This window comes from Bacillus sp. NMCC4 (genome assembly GCF_002998555.1).
Lineage (GTDB): Bacteria > Bacillota > Bacilli > Bacillales > Bacillaceae > Bacillus.
In genome coordinates, this window is the sequence record NZ_PVRA01000007.1 from 35,441 (window position 1) to 54,468 (window position 19,028).

16 protein-coding genes are annotated in these 19,028 nt (G+C 42.9%); 14 read left to right on the forward strand and 2 right to left on the reverse strand.

What is annotated here, in order from left to right; genetic code table 11:
* Positions 1–150 precede the first annotated feature (150 nt).
* The 3 genes from C6Y02_RS14355 (at position 151) to C6Y02_RS14365 (ending at position 4,408) form a co-directional block, all read left to right on the forward strand.
* A complete protein-coding gene (locus tag C6Y02_RS14355; protein WP_060595483.1) occupies positions 151–1,581 on the forward strand; it encodes a YfcC family protein in 1,431 nt (476 codons plus the stop codon).
* A 217-nt stretch (positions 1,582–1,798) separates the two neighbouring features.
* Positions 1,799–2,746 carry an L-lactate dehydrogenase gene (locus C6Y02_RS14360; RefSeq protein WP_106031558.1) on the forward strand — a complete coding sequence of 316 codons (948 nt, stop codon included), beginning with the start codon at positions 1,799–1,801 and terminating at the stop codon, positions 2,744–2,746.
* A gap of 39 nt (positions 2,747–2,785) precedes the next feature.
* Positions 2,786–4,408 carry an L-lactate permease gene (locus C6Y02_RS14365; RefSeq protein WP_106031559.1) on the forward strand — a complete coding sequence of 541 codons (1,623 nt, stop codon included), beginning with the start codon at positions 2,786–2,788 and terminating at the stop codon, positions 4,406–4,408.
* Positions 4,409–4,447: 39 nt separating this feature from the next.
* On the opposite strand, the gene C6Y02_RS14370 is transcribed toward C6Y02_RS14365, so the two are convergent.
* Positions 4,448–5,437, reverse strand: a complete 990-nt coding sequence (locus C6Y02_RS14370) for a LacI family DNA-binding transcriptional regulator (RefSeq protein WP_060595486.1) — start codon at positions 5,435–5,437, stop codon at positions 4,448–4,450.
* Positions 5,438–5,546: 109 nt separating this feature from the next.
* Here C6Y02_RS14370 and C6Y02_RS14375 point away from each other — a divergent pair, with 109 nt between their 5' ends.
* From C6Y02_RS14375 to C6Y02_RS14405, 6 genes are all read left to right on the forward strand, one after another.
* The gene (locus tag C6Y02_RS14375) at positions 5,547–6,872 is read left to right on the forward strand and encodes a DegT/DnrJ/EryC1/StrS family aminotransferase (RefSeq protein WP_106031560.1); all 1,326 of its coding nucleotides are present in this window, start codon (positions 5,547–5,549) and stop codon (positions 6,870–6,872) included.
* Entirely contained in the window at positions 6,847–7,713 is an 867-nt protein-coding gene (locus C6Y02_RS14380; RefSeq protein ID WP_106031561.1) for an HAD-IIB family hydrolase, read from the forward strand. The genes C6Y02_RS14375 and C6Y02_RS14380 overlap by 26 nt, the downstream gene beginning before the upstream one ends.
* Entirely contained in the window at positions 7,710–8,756 is a 1,047-nt protein-coding gene (locus tag C6Y02_RS14385; RefSeq protein ID WP_034664201.1) for a Gfo/Idh/MocA family protein, read from the forward strand. Before C6Y02_RS14380 ends, C6Y02_RS14385 begins: the two co-directional genes overlap by 4 nt.
* A gap of 54 nt (positions 8,757–8,810) precedes the next feature.
* Positions 8,811–10,004: an MFS transporter gene (locus C6Y02_RS14390; protein ID WP_106031562.1), complete on the forward strand. Its 1,194-nt coding sequence runs from the start codon at positions 8,811–8,813 to the stop codon at positions 10,002–10,004.
* A 112-nt stretch (positions 10,005–10,116) separates the two neighbouring features.
* Positions 10,117–10,746, forward strand: coding sequence for a LysE family translocator (locus tag C6Y02_RS14395; RefSeq protein WP_034664197.1), 630 nt, complete (start codon positions 10,117–10,119; stop codon positions 10,744–10,746).
* Positions 10,747–11,355: 609 nt separating this feature from the next.
* Complete coding sequence (locus tag C6Y02_RS14405) at positions 11,356–12,114, forward strand: YqcI/YcgG family protein (protein ID WP_106031563.1); 759 nt, start codon at positions 11,356–11,358, stop codon at positions 12,112–12,114.
* On the opposite strand, the gene C6Y02_RS14410 is transcribed toward C6Y02_RS14405, so the two are convergent.
* Positions 12,109–13,461, reverse strand: coding sequence for an amino acid permease (locus C6Y02_RS14410; RefSeq protein ID WP_106031564.1), 1,353 nt, complete (start codon positions 13,459–13,461; stop codon positions 12,109–12,111). The two genes, C6Y02_RS14405 and C6Y02_RS14410, sit on opposite strands and share 6 nt — an antisense overlap.
* Positions 13,462–13,540: 79 nt before the next feature.
* Here C6Y02_RS14410 and C6Y02_RS14415 point away from each other — a divergent pair, with 79 nt between their 5' ends.
* The 5 genes from C6Y02_RS14415 to C6Y02_RS14435 all read left to right on the forward strand — a co-directional run bounded on the left by C6Y02_RS14415 (position 13,541) and on the right by C6Y02_RS14435 (position 19,015).
* A complete protein-coding gene (locus C6Y02_RS14415) occupies positions 13,541–14,137 on the forward strand; it encodes a DUF1989 domain-containing protein (RefSeq protein ID WP_106031565.1) in 597 nt (198 codons plus the stop codon).
* A gap of 198 nt (positions 14,138–14,335) precedes the next feature.
* Positions 14,336–15,157: an ammonia-dependent NAD(+) synthetase gene (nadE, locus tag C6Y02_RS14420; RefSeq protein ID WP_034664190.1), complete on the forward strand. Its 822-nt coding sequence runs from the start codon at positions 14,336–14,338 to the stop codon at positions 15,155–15,157.
* 328 nt (positions 15,158–15,485) lie between these two features.
* Positions 15,486–16,433: a dihydrodipicolinate synthase family protein gene (locus tag C6Y02_RS14425; RefSeq protein ID WP_060595495.1), complete on the forward strand. Its 948-nt coding sequence runs from the start codon at positions 15,486–15,488 to the stop codon at positions 16,431–16,433.
* A gap of 77 nt (positions 16,434–16,510) precedes the next feature.
* Positions 16,511–17,518, forward strand: coding sequence for a LacI family DNA-binding transcriptional regulator (locus C6Y02_RS14430; protein WP_066031354.1), 1,008 nt, complete (start codon positions 16,511–16,513; stop codon positions 17,516–17,518).
* Between the two features lie 120 nt (positions 17,519–17,638).
* Positions 17,639–19,015 (forward strand): MFS transporter, encoded by a 1,377-nt coding sequence (locus C6Y02_RS14435; protein WP_066031353.1) that lies wholly within the window; start codon positions 17,639–17,641, stop codon positions 19,013–19,015.
* Positions 19,016–19,028 lie beyond the last annotated feature (13 nt).

Consider the following 19,028-nt stretch of genomic DNA (forward strand, 5'->3'; position numbering starts at 1 on the left):
TAGCCTCCTTGCTGACAGAAAATCTGCCAAAACATTCTTTTAGTGAAATAATATTGATCTTAAATATCATCAGTGTTTATAATATAACACATCATTTGATTATTCTGAAAATTAAGTGAAATTCCGATCGGGACAAAGGGGTTTTGACACATGAAAACAGCGGCAGTATCAGCACCAGAGAAACAAAAACGAAAACTTCAAATGCCGGATGCGTATGTTCTCTTATTTATCATTGCGCTCATTTGTACCATTGCAACGTATTTTGTACCAGCGGGTGAGTTTGACCGAAAGACATCAGGGGAAATCACAACAGCTGTTCCTGGTAGCTATCACCGCATTGATCAATCACCCGTAAGTCCCGTTGGCTTTTTTACAGCCATTCAGGAAGGGATGGTAGGGTCCTCTTCTATTATTTTTCTCATTCTATTTACTGGCGGAACCATTGCCATTTTGGAGAAAACAGGTGCCATTAACGGAATGATTCACCATGTCATCAGCAGGTTTCAAACGAAGCAATTATTGTTTATTTGTATTGTTGGAGGATTATTTTCGGTGCTTGGAACGACCGGCATTGTCGTGAATTCTGTTATAGGATTTATTCCAATCGGGATTATTGTGGCAAGGTCCTTGAAATGGGACGCTGTGGCAGGAGCAGCGGTCATTTACATCGGCTGTTATGCTGGATTTAACGCAACCATTTTGTCTCCATCTCCACTAGGTTTATCTCAAACGATTGCAGAGCTGCCGATCTTTTCTGGCATTGGCCTGCGTGTCATTATTTATCTTTGCTTTCTTATATCTAGTATTGTGTACATCTATTTATATACAAGACGCCTGAAGAATAAAGAAAAGGGAAGCCTTCTTGGTGATCAATGGTTTCCTGCGAAGGGGCTTGGCGGATCTGATGCAGAATCTGTGGACAAGCCTGCATTTACCGGCAGACATAAGCTGATTTTAGCGGTGTGCGGATTGTCTCTTGGGGGCTTCTTATATGGCGCGCTTCAGCTTGGCTGGACCGATAAGGAAATGGCAGGTGTGTTCATTTTTATGGCCATTGCTGCTGGATTGCTTGGCGGATTAGCAGCCAATGATATTGCGAAAACATTTATTGTCGGCTGTCAAAGCCTTGTGTACGGCGCACTCATTGTCGGAATGGCACGCTGCATTTCTGTCATTTTAGAAAACGGTAAGCTGCTTGATACAGTGGTCAATGGCTTGGCGAGTATGCTGACAGGATTTAGTCCAATTGCTGGTGCGATTGGGATGTATATTGCGAGTGCACTTCTTCACTTTTTGATTTCATCAGGATCAGGAGAAGCGGTTGTCTTTATTCCAATTCTTGCGCCACTGGCTGATTTAATGGGCATCACAAGACAGGTAGCTGTTGAAGCGGTTATGCTTGGCGAAGGGGTGGTCAACTGTATCAATCCGACGTCAGGTGTGTTGATGGCTGTGCTTGCTGCAAGTGGTATTCCTTATGTGAAGTGGCTGCGTTTTATGGTGCCGCTCGCGCTCATTTGGTTTGTCATTGGTCTTGTCTTTATTTGTATCGGCGTTATGATCAACTGGGGACCTTATTAAACATGTATAAAGCTGCTGACAATTGTTTGGCAGCTTTTTTCTTGTGGAAATATGCATGGAGACAGCGCTTTGAAAGCACAATAAGTGTGTTCACAAATTCGCTACATATTTTTTTTGAGCAACCCCCTTGCAAAAGTTTGTGAAGTGTTGCACAATAAGAATGTGAAATACTTCACATACGAAAAACAACCTAGTTTTACTCAGGAGGATGAGATAAATGACAAACGAAAAAGTAAACAAAGTAGCACTTATTGGAGCAGGTTTTGTAGGCAGCAGTTATGCCTTTACATTAATAAATCAAGCGATCACAGATGAATTGGTTGTCATCGATTTAAATCAAGATAAAGCAATGGGTGACGTCATGGATTTGAACCACGGGAAAGCATTTGCTCCGCATCCTGTGAATACATGGTATGGAGATTATGAGGATTGTAAGGATGCAGACATTGTATGTATCTGTGCTGGTGCGAACCAAAAGCCAGGTGAAACGAGACTTGACCTTGTTGAGAAAAATTTAAATATATTTAAAGGCATTGTAGACAATGTGATGAAAAGTGGATTCGATGGTATTTTCTTAGTCGCCACGAACCCTGTTGATATTTTGACATATGCCACTTGGAAATTCAGTGGCCTGCCAAAAGAGCGAGTGATTGGCAGTGGAACCACACTTGATACTGCAAGATTTAGATACATGCTCAGTGAGTACTTTGAAGCAGCGGCACACAATGTGCATGCGTACATCATTGGAGAGCATGGGGATACAGAGCTTGCTGTGTGGAGTCATGCGAATATCGGAAGTGTACCCATTACAGAATTAATGAAGAGAAATGATCAATACAAACAAGAAGATTTAGATGAGATGATGGAAAATGTCCGCCATGCCGCTTACCAAATCATTGAGAAAAAAGGCGCCACTTACTACGGCGTAGCGATGAGTTTGGCCCGCATTACAAGAGCGATCCTGCACAATGAAAACAGTATTTTGACCGTCAGCACTTACTTAGATGGAGAGTATGGAGCAGAAGATGTCTACATTGGTGTACCTTCCCTTGTGAATCGAAATGGCGCAACAGAAGTGATGGAGCTTGCACTTAATGATACAGAAAAAGAACAATTCGCACACAGTGTGAATGTGTTAAAAGAGATTTTGGCTCCTCATTTTTAATCAAAAGCAACCTATCTGAGCAGAAAAGGATGAATCACTATGTGGCAGCAAATATATAATCCGTTTGGTAATGAGTTCGTGAGTGCATTGGTAGCAATGCTCCCAATTTTGTTTTTCCTACTTGCATTAACTGTATTTAAGTTAAAAGGTGTTTTAGCCGCTTGTTTTACCTTAATCGTCAGCTTTGTAACAGCTGTTTTCTTCTTTCATATGCCAATTGAAAAGGCATTATCTGCTGTTCTGCTCGGTATATCTAATGGGCTGTGGCCGATTGGATATATCGTCATCATGGCGGTATGGCTCTATAAAATTGCTGTGAAATCTGGTAAATTCGATGTCATTCGTTCTAGTATTGCAGGAATCTCTCAAGATCAACGTCTTCAGCTCTTATTAATTGGTTTTAGTTTTAACGCATTTTTAGAGGGAGCCGCTGGGTTTGGTGTACCGATTGCGATCAGTGCCGCTCTCTTAACAGAGCTTGGGTTTAAACCGCTGAAAGCTGCGATGCTCTGCTTAATTGCCAATGCTGCGTCTGGCGCATTTGGTGCTGTGGGTATCCCAGTCATTACAGGGGCGCAAATGGGCAATATGACGCCGCTTGCGTTATCTCAAACCCTTGTGTATACGATTCCGTTTATTTCATTCTGTATTCCGTTCCTGCTCATTCTCATTGTGGACGGATTCAAAGGGATTAAAGAAACGCTCCCTGCCTTGCTTGTTGTAAGTGGAAGTTATGCCATTTTACAAGCTGTCACAATGGTGACAATGGGTCCTGAGCTTGCCAATATTATTTCAGCCATAGCAAGCATGGGCATTTTGGCTTTATTTCTTCGAAAATGGCAGCCGAAACACATTTATCGTGAAGAAGGAGCACCAGCCATTGAACAGAAACAAACGTATCGCGGCATTGAAGTGCTGAAAGCATGGTCTCCGTTCTATATTTTAACCGCCGTTATTACGGTATGGAGTCTGCCAGCATTTAAAGCATTGTTTGCTGCAGGAGGCCCGCTCAACTGGACGACGATTTTAGTGAAGATGCCGTTTTTGCATCAGCAAATTGTGAAATTACCACCAATTGCACAAACAGAAACACCCATTGATGCAATCTTTAAAATTGATGTCATCAGTGCAACGGGTACTGCCATTCTGATTGCGGTGATGCTGACAGGGTTGTTTAGCAGACATATTACATTAACAGAAGGCGCTGCCTGCTTAAAAGCATCAGTGAAAGAGCTTTGGGTACCTGTTCTTACCATTTGTTTTGTCATGGGCTTTGCCAACTTGGCGAACTTCGCTGGACTAAGTTCAGCCATTGGGCTTGCACTTGCCAAAACAGGCGATTTGTTCCCGCTTGTCAGCCCGGTGCTTGGCTGGATCGGGGTGTTTATTACAGGATCTGTCGTGAGTAACAACGCCTTATTCGGCAACCTTCAAGCGGTCACTGCTTCTCAAATCGGCTCACAGGCAGGTTTGTTAATCGGGGCAAATACAACTGGCGGGGTCATGGCAAAATTAATTTCTCCACAATCCATCGCCATAGCTACAGCAGCTGTTGGAGAAACAGGTAAAGAATCTGAGCTCTTCCAAAAGACCGTGAAGTACAGCTTTATCCTGCTCGGCATTGTGTGTATATGGACATTCATTCTTGCTCAATTTGTATAGGTTTAAAAAAAGACTGAGACAGCTCTCAGTCTTTTTTGTTTATGTCGATTCCCTTGTCACAAGCCGGGTAGGCAGATGGATATGTTCACGCTGTAATGGTTTTTGGTCTTGCAGGATCTCGATTATTTGCTGCACAGACCGCTGGCCAAGCTCTACGATCGGGATGTCAATTGTGGTGATTGTTGGAGCTGTCACCTCGCAAATGTCTTGATTGTCATAGCCGATCACCGCTAGATCCTTAGGGATTTGATAACCGTATGAAATGGCCTGTTTAATGAGCCCTGCTGCGACTTGATCATTACCCGTGAAAATGGCATCAGGTGCATTCTTCATGTCATGGATGACATCCATTAAGCGAAAACCGTCTTCAATGGTGAAGGCCTCCCCAAAAAGCCAATCGTCATGCAGCGGCAAGCCGTGTGCAGAAAGTGCATCAAGATAGCCCTGTTTCCTTTGTTTTTGTGCTTCACTGCTTTCAGTATCAAAGCAAAACCCAATCGATCTTCGCCCTGACTGAATCAAGTAGTCAACCGCTTTATAGGCGGCTTCCCGCTCATCGTATCCAATAATCGGGATGTCTGCTGTTTGATGATATTCGTTCGCCATGACAATAGGGCCGTTCGTTAAAAATGGCTCGATCTTTTCCCACGGATTTTCTAATGCCCCTAATATGACCCCATCTACTTCTCTTTTTTTTAATAATTGAAGCCCTTCAAGCTCTAACGATTCCTGATAAAACGTCTGAAGCACGATGGCTTTATAACCTTGATCCAGTACTTCCTTTGATATGCCTTTAATCAATTGTGCAAAAAAAGGATGGTCCACAGCCGGGACAGACACAGCAATGGTTTTTGTCTGATGTGAACGAAGAGTGCGAGCCGCTGAACTTGGTGTATATTCCATTTCTTTCATCACCTGTAAAATAAGCTGACGCTTTTCCTCTGACACATATGGATGATGATTCAGCACTCTGGAAACGGTGGTGGTTGAAACCCCGCAGCGTTTGGCAATTTCATAAATTGTACACATATTAACAAATCCTTTACACAAAGTTATTGTTCTGAAATCGATAACATCATTTACAATGTGAAACAAGTTAAATATTAACAAATGGAATTGATTAATTGGAGGGAATGGAATGCAAATATTGACGAAGATATCAGGTAAAAGCAAGGATTATCTTCCTTTGCTGGATATGATCAATCAAGGTGTTCAAGTAAAGTCTGATTCAGTTGAGAAGCACCTAGCAAATGAAAAGCTGGTGACGTTCCTTGAGCAAGATATAGGGCGCACAGGCTTGGAAAAAATTCTCTTCCATTATAAACAAAATAAGGAAAAAAAGATACCATTTCTGCCAGTTGATAAACTGATTTCAGAGGATGAGATCGATGATATCATGCAGGTGTTGAAAGAAGTATTGAGTTCTGGCCGTTTTACTTCAGGGCCATATATTCCGGCGTTTGAAAAGCAGCTCGCTGAGTACTTAGGGAAGAAATATGTCATTGCCACGTCAAGTGGAACAGATGCCCTAATGATCAGCCTCATATCAGCAGGCGTCCATCCGGGAGACGAGGTCATTTTGCCAGCGAATAGCTTTGCTGCAACAGAAAATGCAGTGCTTGCGATTGGGGCTGTTCCGGTCTATGCCGATATTGATCCAGATACTTACTGCTTGGCACCGAGTGAAATTGAGAAGCATATCACAGATCAAACGGCATGCATTCTTCCGGTTCATTTATATGGAAAGCAAGCGGATATGAAGGCCATTTCGGCGATTGCGAAACAGCATGGGTTGAAAATCATTGAAGATGGCTGTCAGGCGATCGGCAGCAGCAGCCTTGGTGCATATGGAGATGGACTTGTTCTCAGCTTTAATCCATACAAAAACCTTGGCGTCTGCGGTAAGGCAGGGGCTATCGCCACAAATGATGAAGCCTTAGCGGAAAAATGCATGGAGATCAGCTATCACGGCTTTGAAGTAGGAAAGAAAAATGTCAAACGCAGTGACTATGGATTTAATTCTAAAATTGATAATTTGCAGGCAGCGATCGGACTCGAACGCATGAAGTATTTAGGGTTACAAAACTTTAAACGCTTTTACTTAGCAAAGCGATACATTGACCAGCTGCAAACGCTTGAGGAAGAAGGATACTTGAAGCTTCCGAAGCTGACGGATGATCATGTCTGGCATCTGTTCCCGATCAGAGTGCTAAAGGGCGAACGAGATGAGCTTGCAGCGAAATTGCTGGAAATGGGCATAGAAACAGATGTTTATTACCCGATTCTATCGCATCAGCATCAAACAAATCTTGTTTCTCAAAAGTATAAACGTACGACACTTCCACACACGGAAAAAGCAGCACAGCAATTACTTCACTTGCCGCTGTATCCAGGCATGCCGCTGCAAGATCAGGAGAAGGTCATCGAGGGGGTTCATCATGTTATCAAGTCTTCCATTCAATAAAAAGCTGCTGAATCAGCCGGAAAATCCGAAGTGGATCGTCTTCTGTGACTTTGATGAAACCTATTATTCTCACGGAATGACCGATGAGCAGAGAGAGGATGTAAAGCGGCTGGAAGCCTTTGTGGCAGAAAAGAGCGAAGCAGGACAGCTCATGCTTGGCTGGGTCACGGGAAGCAGCCTCGATTCTGTCACAAGTAAAATGGAAAAAGGAGGTTTTCATCAATTCCCGCATTTCATTGCGTCGAACTTAGGAACTGAAATTGTGTATACATCGGAAGCCCGTTTTGGACAGCCAGATGCGGAATGGATGAAGCGGCTGGATGCGCAGGGCTTTTCAGATGAAAAAATTGAAGACATCCTGGAAACCGTACGTGAAAAGGGAATTCATCTCAGACCGCAAACGCAGCTGGGCAGCTCAGGGTATAAGAAGAATTTCTATTATCAGGAGCAGGATGAACGGACAGATCTTCATCATCTATCATTCATCCAAACACTTGCCAAAGAGCGCGGGGTGGCGGTCAACATTAACAAATGCAATCCGCTCGCAGGAGACCCTGCGGATTGCTATGATGTCGATTTTTTACCCGTCGGAACAGGGAAGGATGAAATTGTCCGCTTTATGCTGAACCAATATGATCTATCAAAAGATCAAGGCTTTGCCTTTGGAGATAGTGGGAACGATTTGCGGATGCTTCAATCCGTCACGCATGGTTTCCTCGTCCAAAATGCGACGGCCGAAGCCAAGCGGCACCATCATCAGATTTGTCATCATGGGTATGCAAAAGGAATCTATGAAACACTGAAAACAGTGATGTATAAACATGAGGAGGCACATTCATGAAGAAAATTGGAATTGTTGGAGCAGGGAATATTGCAAAAGCTCATGCAAGAGCATTATCAACAATCAAAGGTGCAGAGTTATCCGGTGTCTATGATTTGCACGAGTCAGTTGCACAGGGATTCATTAAACAGTACGGCGGACGTGTGTATTCAAGTATTGAAACACTAGCAGATGCATCTGATGGGTTGATCATTGCCTCCCCTAATTTTTGTCACAAAGACCATGCCCTTCAGGCACTAAGAGCAGGACAGCCCATTTTATGTGAAAAGCCGATGGCTGTGTCGCTGAAGGAAGCGAAGGAAATGGTGGAGACAGCCAAACAGTTCCAGGTTCAAGCCAGTATGGGCTTTAACTATCGTTACTTATCCTTTGTGAATATTTTGAAGAACTTGATTGCCAATGGTGAATTAGGCCGCATTTTGACCGTCAGGACTCATTTTAAGAAAAACAGTGCCCTCAGAAGAAAGACATTTTCATGGAGAGACGGCGGTGAGAGTCTGCGCACGAGCGGTGCATTAGGGGATCTTGGTATTCATTTAATTGATATGCTGTGGTACTTATTTGGCAGTGACATGAAGAAAGAATCACTTAATACCAAGATGCTGACACATGTAAAGGAAAAAGAAGAGAAAAAGGTGCAGGTGGATGATCATACCGAAATTTTCGGTCAGATGGAGAATCAAGTGTTCTTTCACTTGGTCACATCCAAAAGCACGCAGCCTGAGGAATGCGGATTTAGTGTAGAAGTCGTTGGTCATGACAAGGTATTCAAATACCATACGAACATGAAAAACGAATATGAGATCAGTGATGGATTGTGTGTGGAGCGTCATCAAATGCCGCAAACCCTGCTGACAGATCCGCCAAATGAATTTTACGGATGGTCTGATACGTTCCGTGATCAGCTGATGCACTGGGTGAATACAGATTCATATCCATCTCATATGAAAGTGGCTGATTTTGTAGATGGGTATCGCGCACAGGCTGCGCTCAATACATGCTTCGAGAGGGAAGAGGCTGTCAAGTCTGCCCGGACATATTAAAGAGGTGGAGCGGAGGATGTCATGACTCCGCTCCTTTTTAGAGGAAGTGAAAAGATGAAAAAAGTATTTTATTTTGGCTGTGTCTTTTATTTTTTTATTGGGACCATTCATGTGTTTTTTGGCAGCTTAACTCCTTATTTACTGTCAAGTTACGATAAGGGTCCCGGGGAATTATCTTCTTTAATCTTTTTTCAGTTTATTGGTTTTTTGACAGGTGTTCTGTTATCCCCCATTCTTGTGAGGAAAAAAGGCTATGGCGCTGTTCTGACCATGGGTCTTTTGCTGATGATCGGGTCACTTCTCCTTGGGCTTTTGATGCCGGGCTGGACAACACTTGTGCTGGCAGGTTTTTTTCTTGGGAGCGGTGCAGGCAGTCTTGAGACCACAGCCGGAGCGTATGTGATTTCGATGGCAAACAGTGCGAAGCGAATCAGCATCATGGAGGTCTTTTTTGGGTTAGGAGCGCTGTTATTTCCACTTGTGATTCTGCTCACTGTCACTGAACAGACGTGGCACTATGTGTTTTTATTTCAAGTCGGTGCACTGACTTTCTTTCTTATGCTCTGGCTTGCCTTTATGAACAAATTGCCTCGTGGACAGATGGCTTCTTCTTCCAATTCCAATGGGATGAGAAAACCGTCCTTACTTGTTGATCGAAACAATCGAATGATTGTGGTGCTCATGATCTGTTTTGCTTTTTTCTACGCAGGGATTGAAACGAACTTTGCGAACTTTTTGCCGTCGATCATGCTGGATAAAGGGGGAGACAACTGGAGTCTTTTTGCGGTTTCTACCTTTTGGACAGCGATCGTCATTGGCAGAACTGTCATTGCGAGAAAAGCTGATCAGCTGCATCCGCTGCGTTTTTTAAAGCTAAGCGCAGCACTCATGATTCTGCTGCTCGTTGTATTTGCCCTGACAACCCACATCGCCGCGCAGCTGCTTCTCATCTTTTTCATCGGCCTGTGCGCAGCTGGCATGTTCCCAATCGCACTGACTGCATCTGCATTAATGATTGAAAATGCCATCGACGAGGCAACGAGTTACTTTATTGCAGCCGCAAGTTTAGGCGGAGCCTGCTTGTCCTTCTTGATTGGCTTTAGTCTTGAATGGGCAGGAGCAGCAAGTGCCGTCTTTGTTTTCGCCTTCTTAGCTGTTCTTCTGTTTGCAGCTGCGATTCAAATGAATCGTGCTAAGAAAAAGGATACGGTCCTGTCGCAGCAATCGGCGCTGAAAGCCGATCGGTAAGCAATATCCAATGTCTCCTTGAGTCCACCTGAAAAGATGACAAAGGACTTGTACTAAAACACAGAACGTTTGAATAATATGTACAAGTCAGCATCAAAAGGAGGACGTCTATGTGGCGGTGTTTTTTGGTTATATCTTTTTAGGGTTGTCACTTTCAGCGCCTGTTGGGCCAGTCAATGCAGCCCAAATCGACAGAGGGATTAAAAGTGGATTTTGGCACGCGTGGATTTTTGGTGTGGGGGCGATGGCCGCGGATATTGTCTATATGCTCCTCATCTATTTTGGTGTCGCCCAGCTTTTGACTGCACCTCTAGTGAAAACCTTTTTGTGGCTGTTCGGCTTTTTCGTTCTGACCTATACGGGCATTGAAAGTCTGCGTAAAATCAATTTGCAGGAGAGCCCGAAAAAGGATGGTGGAAACACTTCGGTTGGTCAGTCGTTCATGACGGGGTTTTTCATTTCTCTTTCCAATCCGCTTAGTATTTTATTTTGGCTTGGCATCTACGGCAGTATTTTGGCTAATACGATTGAAAAGTATGGGGCATCTCAAATGCTGATGTACAGCATGGCTATTTTTATCGGCATGCTGATCTGGGATTTCAGTATGGCGCTGCTTGCTAGTTCGTTTAGGCGCTATTTAAGTGAACGTGTCTTACATGGCTTATCCGTTCTTGCAGGTTTATCTTTACTTGGTTTCGGCGCCTATTTTGGGTATCAAGGGATCATGGCGTTGATTGGGTAGAAAAGCAGACTGATACATTCAGTCTGTTTTTTTGTAAGGATTGACAGACATAACACATTCTTGAATAATGGTGGGATATTGCCATCCGTATTTTTCTTCCAGTATTCAACTATGTGTGCATGCTGATCTTATCAGTTATCACAGCAACATTCGTTTATACCCTCTTATTTACCACGCCTGAAGCAGGCTTGTTTTACACCGGCATCCTAAAAGGTTTTGAAGCCGTGACTTACTTGTTTATTTTCTTGCGGCGTGGGTGGTTTGTTCGGCGTTAGCGTTATGGATTGATTATGGACTGGTCGTGTTCATTAGCTACAAAGTCTATCTGTTTAGCTTTTGCTCAGCCCTCATTTATTGGGTGCTTGATTCTGTCTTTTTGATGAAGAACAGATCATAGGAATGATACAAAAGCGCTCTATTAAAAGAAGCAGCTTGACGGCTGCATACACTTGTCTGTTCATGCATCATGGAGTGAAAGACACACATACATGCTCAATTTGAACGAGAACGTCCACCTCTTGAATGCGCAAGGAAAGTCGTTGAAGGACAGTCACCACAGCCTTTTTTTCTCATAGGCTATGGAGAAGACGCTAAAACGAGGTGGAAGAAATGGCAAAGTTGTATGCAAAAAGTTGCCTTGATCAAAATCTACGATCACTAGAAGAATGGAAGCAGGATGCTTTTACTCAATTTGGAGAGATGGTAGGAGATGAGGCAGATACATTCCCTTGTGTACCGGGAAGACAGGGGTTTTTTCTCGATCATTTACGCTATGGGTTTGTTGGTGATCCGAGGGAAGAGGAAGCGGTTGATGAATTAGCCCAGCTGCTGAGAGAATATCAAAGCTGTGCGAAAGAAACGGGTCAATATGCTTCATTTATTTGTTTTTTTGAAACACCGCAGGATTTAAAAGAAAGTTCACTTGAACAGTTTGAGCAGCAGTTTTGGTCACTGCTTCAACGACTGCACCAGAAAGATGAAGTGCCATGGCCTGAGGATATTCCACTAGATACTCATCATCATGAGTGGGAGTATTGCTTTCACGGGGAAGCGTATTTTATTTTGTGCTCCACACCGGCTCATAAGCTCAGAAAAAGCCGCCACTTCCCTTATCTCTTGATGGCATTTCAGCCTAGATGGGTGTTTGAGAAATTGAATGGATCGACCAAATTTGGTCAAAAAATGAGCCAGCTCGTTCGCAAGCGGCTCAAAGCGTATGATGAGGTCAGCGTTCACCCATCATTAAAATGGTACGGTGATCCGACCAATCATGAATGGAAGCAATACTTTCTCCCAGATGAAGAGGCGGAGAAACCAGCCTCCGCCAAATGTCCTTTTACTGCATTAAAAAACATGATGAAATTATGATGCGGTCTGATCCTGCTGCTTCCACTTTTTTCTCATAAATAGCACCATGATGGCAATCACTGCAATGATCCCAAGGCTGATAAAAAAGCCAGGTCGTCCGCTTGCCTCTGTTAAAGTGCCTGAAATGGCGGCTCCAATCAAGAGAAGCGCAAGAATCATTTCGCACGTTTGGCGAGTGGATGGCTTTGATAGCTTTTTACTTGAGAACAGAATGAATACCCATGTGTACAGAAGGGTAAGGCCGGCTGCTGTTGTGAGATGCTCGTAGATGTGTTTGGACAAAAAGAGTGCAAGCAAAATCGAGACAATTAATCCAGCAGCAGTTAAAATAATCGAAGGCCATCCGACATGAGATGGGTCTTTTTGTTTAAAACAAGCAGGTGCATCTTGATGCTCCGACATCGTGCCAAGCAGCGTCGTGACTGCATAGAGTGAGGCAACCAATGTCGAAAAGCCGGCAATAATGAAAATGCCATTAAAGATATGAAGAAAGATTGATAAATGAAATGGATCTAATGATGTAATAAATGGACTGCTGTTCTCGTTAAAGGCTGTTACTGGGACAAGCAAGAGAGCAAGTCCGATCGAGACGATATAGATGACCGCTAGAATGATCAGCATGACGCGTCCAGCCTTTGCCGCATCTTTCGGATCTTTTAAATGAACCGCCATCAGACCCATGACTTCAATTCCCCCAAATGCATAAAACGCGTAAATCAATCCATTCCAAAGACCAAGTGCACCGAGCGGCATCCATTCGTGATCTTTGTTTGGCAGATGCAGGGTCGGTTTATGATCTGTCAGAATGCCGAATAACACAAGCACCGCAAGGATCATAAACAGAAAAATCGCCGCTGTCTTCAGTACCGCAAGGACATTTTCTGTCTTTTGAAAAGAAGAAAGCCCTATGATAATCACGAGCAGGGCAAGAGCGGAGTAAATCGCAGAAAACACCCAGAGCGGAACAGATGGAAACCAGTGGCGGGTAAAAAGAGAAATCGCTGTTAACTGACTTCCCGTAATCAACATTTCTGCAAACCAATACACCCAGCCATTGCTAAACCCTGCCCAGCGTCCATATGCTTTACGAGCATAGGAACAAAATGACCCTTTATCAGGGTTATCGGCTGTCATCGCAGCCAAATGCTTAAAGACGAGATAGGTTCCGACCGCAGCAAGCAAAAAAGAAATGCAGACGGAAAAACCGGACTTTGTAATGGCAATGCTGGAACCAAGGAAGAAACCAGTGCCAATTGTACAGCCGACTCCGATGAGAGAAAGCTGCCACCAAGATAAAGTTTGTTCTTCTTTCAATGCATGTGCAACACCTTTCGATTTCAATGACATTAGCTTGTGACCGCCGTCTTTTTTTATACATGATCAAGGGGACGTTTTGGGCATACTGACATGGAAAGGAGTGCATGTGATGAACGGAGAATATGTCATTTTACCAAAGGATGGACACGGCTTTCGCTTAGGAAAAGGCCAATGTATGCGGGTCGTTGATATTGAAGGTCAGCAAGTAGCAGATGTCATGGCCTATCATGAAAAGGATTTTTATGAAAAATTTGACCAAGGCGCGACAATGGACAGCCTATTTTCGTCAAAAGTGAAAAAAGGGGATAAGCTCTATTCTAATTTATATAAACCGATGTTTACGGTCATTGAAGACACAGTCGAATGCCATGATTTATACATGCCCGCCTGCCGGCAAGAAATGTATCAGCTTTTATACGGACGGACGCATTTAGAGGTCATGCATACATGCTACGATAATTTGCGGACTGCCTTTGAGCCATTTGGGATTCCTAAGGAGGATATGTACTATCCTTTTAATGCCTTTATGAATACAGTCATTGATGAAAAAGGAAAACTGTCTGTGGAGCTCCCAAAATCTCTTCCCGGTGATTACATTCGTCTGCGAGCCGAAATGGATCTCATTGTGGCCGTATCCGCATGTCCTTCTGATATTGGGAAGTGTAATGGCGCAGCCTGTACATCTATACGGGTAGAAATTGATTGAAAAAGAAAAGGGCCAGTCCTTATAGACATGGTCTTTTTCTTTTGTGAATGTTTGATCATTAATGAAATAGGGGAACGTCTAACAAAATGTTCTTCTTGAAAACATGGTATAATGAAGACTCATAAAACGTTGTCAAACCAATGAATTCAGAGTAAAACCTGTTCTCTTCATGTAGAGGATGCTTAGGAGGAAAAGTGTATGAGTTTGCAGAAAAAGATCAGCCAAGAGTTGCATGTGCAGCCCTCAATTGACCCAAAGCAGGAGATCGAAAAGCGGGTTGGATTTCTAAAGGAATACTTGAAAAAAACTGGCGCAAAAGGATTCGTCCTCGGCATTAGCGGCGGACAGGATTCAACGCTCGCTGGCCGTCTTGCACAGCTGGCTGCATCTGAGCTGCGTCAAGAAGGAAAAGAAGAGGCAGTCTTTATTGCGGTGCGCCTCCCGCACGGTGTGCAGCAGGATGAAGATGATGCACAGCTCGCTTTATCATTTATTCAGCCGGACAAGTCGTGGAAATATGATATTGCGCCTGCCGTGACGGCATTCAGTGAACAATATCAAAAGGACACAGGCGGCCCGTTGTCTGACTTTAATAAAGGAAATGTCAAAGCACGCATGAGAATGATCGCGCAGTATGCTGTCGGAGGAGAAGAAGGATTACTTGTCATCGGTACAGATCATGCAGCTGAAGCAGTAACCGGCTTCTTCACGAAGTATGGTGATGGCGGTGCAGATGTTCTTCCGCTCACAGGTCTGACGAAACGCCAAGGCCGGATGCTGCTAGAAGCGCTGCAAGCACCTGAGCGCCTATACTTAAAGAAACCGACAGCGGATCTGCTTGATGACAAACCTCAGCAAACGGATGAAACAGAACTTGGCATTACGTACAATGAAATTGATGATTACTTAGAAGGTAAGCCAGTGTCAGATCAAGCAGCAGAAGCGATTGAAAAGCGCTATGTTCAATCAGAGCATAAACGCCAAGTACCAGCTTCCATGTTTGATGACTGGTGGAAATAAGGAATGCCTGAGACCTCTCCTGTGATGGAGAGGTTTTTTATAGTAAAAATACTGTTTGGAAAATATAAAATTATTTATAATGGTCTCTTATTGAATATGTATTTAGGATGATAATCAGCAACTTTAACCAGCAGATATTGCTTAATCATTTAAGAAATAAAACAAACCTATATTATTTACTAGAAAAATGAAATTGATTGTATTGTTATTTGAATAATAAAAATTTTCTAAAAATTAAGTTGACAATCTCCGTTATGTCATTTTATGATTGTTTACGTAAACGCTTACCGTAAACGTTTACTATAATCGAATGGGGAGGAATTTGTTGATGAAAAATAAAGAAAAATGGAGCGGTGTATTCCCGGCTGTCTTAATTCCTTTTAAAGATGACTATTCAATTGATGAACCTGCTTTTCGTAAGCTTGTCCGTTGGGTGGCGGAGCACAAAGGGATTAACGGTATCGTTGTCAATGGACATACTGGCGAGATTATGACTTTACTGCCACATGAACGAGCTGAGGCTGTGCGCATTGCAGCCGACGAATTAAAAGGGGAAGTACCTGTCATTTCTGGGGTTTCTGCTGAAGGGACAATTGAAGCGATCCAACATGCAAAAGCCGTTGAAGAAGCTGGCGGAGAAGGTATACTTCTCATGCCGCCACATTCATGGCTAAGATTCGGTATGCAGCCTGAGTCACCTGTCCAATTCTTTAAAGAAGTTGCAGAAGCGATTGACATTTCAATCATCGTACATCAATATCCAACTTGGACAAAAACCTCATATACAACCAATCAATTACTAGAAATGTCAGAAATTGAGAATGTTGTCTCGTTTAAAATTGGTCAAAGAGACATGGCACAATACGAGGTCGATGTGCGGGCATTGAAAAAACATGCACCAGATGTATCGTTACTCACATGTCACGATGAATATTTATTGCCAACATTAATTCAAGGGATTGATGGAGCACTTGTAGGTTTCGGCTGTTTTGTGCCAGATTTGATCGCTGAACTTGTGAAATGTGTGGAAGAAAAAGATCTTGTAGCGGCCAATAAAGTTTACGATAGAATCTTCGAATTAAAGCATGCTGTGTATAAAATGGATGAACCTTCATCTACCTCTCATCTGCGAATGAAGGAAGCGATGTACCAGCGAGGTCTAATCAGTAGTTCGCTTGCTAGGAAGCCGGTCTTACCTTTAACTCATAAGGAGAAAGAAGAGATTCGCCAGGGCCTTCAAAGTGTTGGTTTGCTTAAGGAAAACGTCAGTAGATAACAGACCATTAATTTCATGATGAAGGTGAGTCAGGTTATAATAGAGGACAAAACAACAGACTCCCGGAGGTATGAAATGTGTCAGTAAGTATTAAAGATGTAGCATTGAAAGCTGGAGTGTCTATAGCATCTGTTTCCCGAGTATTAAGTGGTAAACCAGGAGTAGGTGCTCAAACGGCTGAAAGAATCAAACAAGTAATTGATGAATTAGGCTATCGTCCTAATTTAGGAGCTAGAGGGCTCGTCAAAAGGAAGACTGGGAATATAGCTGTAGTGGTTCCGCGTGGTTCATATATTTTGAATAATCCATTTTTTTCAACGATTCTAGATGGAATAGCGAAGGAATTAGATGAGACGGAATTCAATATGTTGATGTCGTTTACATCTGTACAACAGCAGCGATTACTTGAAACGCAGGCAGTAGATGGAGCCATTCTATTTTCACCAAGAAATGAAGAACTAAGCATGGATTGGTTAAAAAGTTTAGCCATTCCCATTATAGTTGTCGGAAGTTATCTAGATGATTCTCCATTTCCATGTGTCAGGCCAGATGATGAAGAAGGTGTGTGTCAATCAATAACGGCCTTATTTGATAAAGGTCATCGAACCATTGGGCTGGTCAATGGTCCAATGAGTTCGATGCATAGTGTGAGGTATTACAAGGGATATGAGCGCACACTTAAAAGTTTAGGGTTAACAATAAACAAAGAACTTGTGTTTGAGTTAGATGAATTTGATGGGGGAAAAGTAGTAGAAGTGGTTTCTCAATTTCTCCAAGGAAACCAGCACATGACTGGAGTTGTTTGCTCTTCAGATTTTTTGGCGATGGGGGTCATGAAAGCGGCAAATAACGCAAATGTGTCAATACCTCATGATTTGTCTGTCGTTGGTGCCGATGATGTGCCCATTGCAAGTTTTCTAACCCCTTCTTTATCTTCAGTTCATGTTGATTTAGTTGGAATGGGAAGAAAAGCTGTTTCTTTACTAACACAGTTATTGGAAGGGGAACAGTTAGATGCGATGGAACATATCTTCCCTATGTACTATATAGACCGGGGCACCACGGGAACGCCAAAAAAGAAATGATAGATGCTGAAAACTCGTATGAACGCTTTAGAATGTCTATTGGTTTAAAATGTAAGCGATTTCTTTAGCGCTCTTCGGCATGTACTTTTGCATCATTTCCTCTAATAAGGAGGAGATACCATGACGTTAGAACTCAGCGGAAATCCAAATTCTCATGATGGGCAAGTTGTTGATAGAGCTTCACAACTATTGACTAGAATGGAAAGTGTACCTTTTTCTAGATGGCATTTAAAACCTCGTATCATTATGGGATCTGCTACTTTTTTTGATGCTTTTGATGCTCTATCTTTAGCGTTTGTTCTCCCAGTTCTCATCGGAATGTGGAGTTTATCACCTGCTCAAATTGGTCTTCTTATTGGGTCTGGTTATATAGGACAAGCGATTGGTGCTATTTTCTTTGGCTGGTTAGCAGAAAGGCGCGGCCGTGTATTTAGTGCAAAGTGGACTGTACTCCTCATGTCCGTCATGAGTATTGCATGCGTGTTTTCAGGTAATTTTATGGCCCTGTTTATTTTTCGTTTTATACAAGGGATTGGGGTAGGAGGAGAGGTGCCGGTAGCAGCCTCATATATCAATGAGCTGTCCCGGGCTCAAGGGAGAGGCAGATTTTTTATGCTTTATGAGATGATTTTTCCTTTAGGATTAATGATCTCAGCTCAAATAGGCGCATTTGTTGTACCTAGCTTTGGGTGGAAGTGGATGTTTTTGATTGGGGGCATTGGAGGTTTAATCGTCTTTGTATTCTTTTTCATGTTGCGCGAATCTCCAAGGTGGCTTATTTCGAAAGGCAGGTTAGATGAAGCCGAAAGAATTATTGAAGAAATTGAAGCTAGTACTGACAAACGAATGCCTGTAGCAAAGCAAGTATCTAGCAGTACTGAAAAAGGCGACTGGAAAGAGCTTTTTTCAACTTTTTATCGTAAAAGAACATTGATCGTATGGGGACTATGGTTTTCTGCCTACTTTGTTTCGAATGGTTTAAATAACTGGTTACCGAGTCTTTATAATACTGTTTACAATTTGCCAGTTGGAGATTCATTAAGGGCAGCATCTCTAACAAATATTTTACAGACCATAGGGGTATTCGCTTGTGCATTTTTAATTGATAAAGTAGGACGAAAGCGCTGGGCAACCATTGCATTTATTGTAACAGGTGCTTTATTAACTGCTTTATGGATCAGCGGAGCTAATTCTCCAGAAAGTGTTATATATTTAGGGTCCGCTGCTTACGGAATGATGGGGACAATTACAGTTCTTCTCTATCTATATACACCTGAAATTTATCCAACACGTATGAGGGTGATTGGAACGGCATTTGCTACAGCTTGGCTTAGGCTGGCCTCAGCGATCGCTCCTATTATGATAGGCTTTATTTTAGAGGTAAGCGGTGTTTCAACTATTTTTATTCTTTTCGCAAGTGTGACTGTAGTGGGAGCAATTCTTGCTTTTAAAATGATCGAAACGCGCGAGAAAGTATTAGAGGATATTGCACCGTGAGTTACGCACGCAG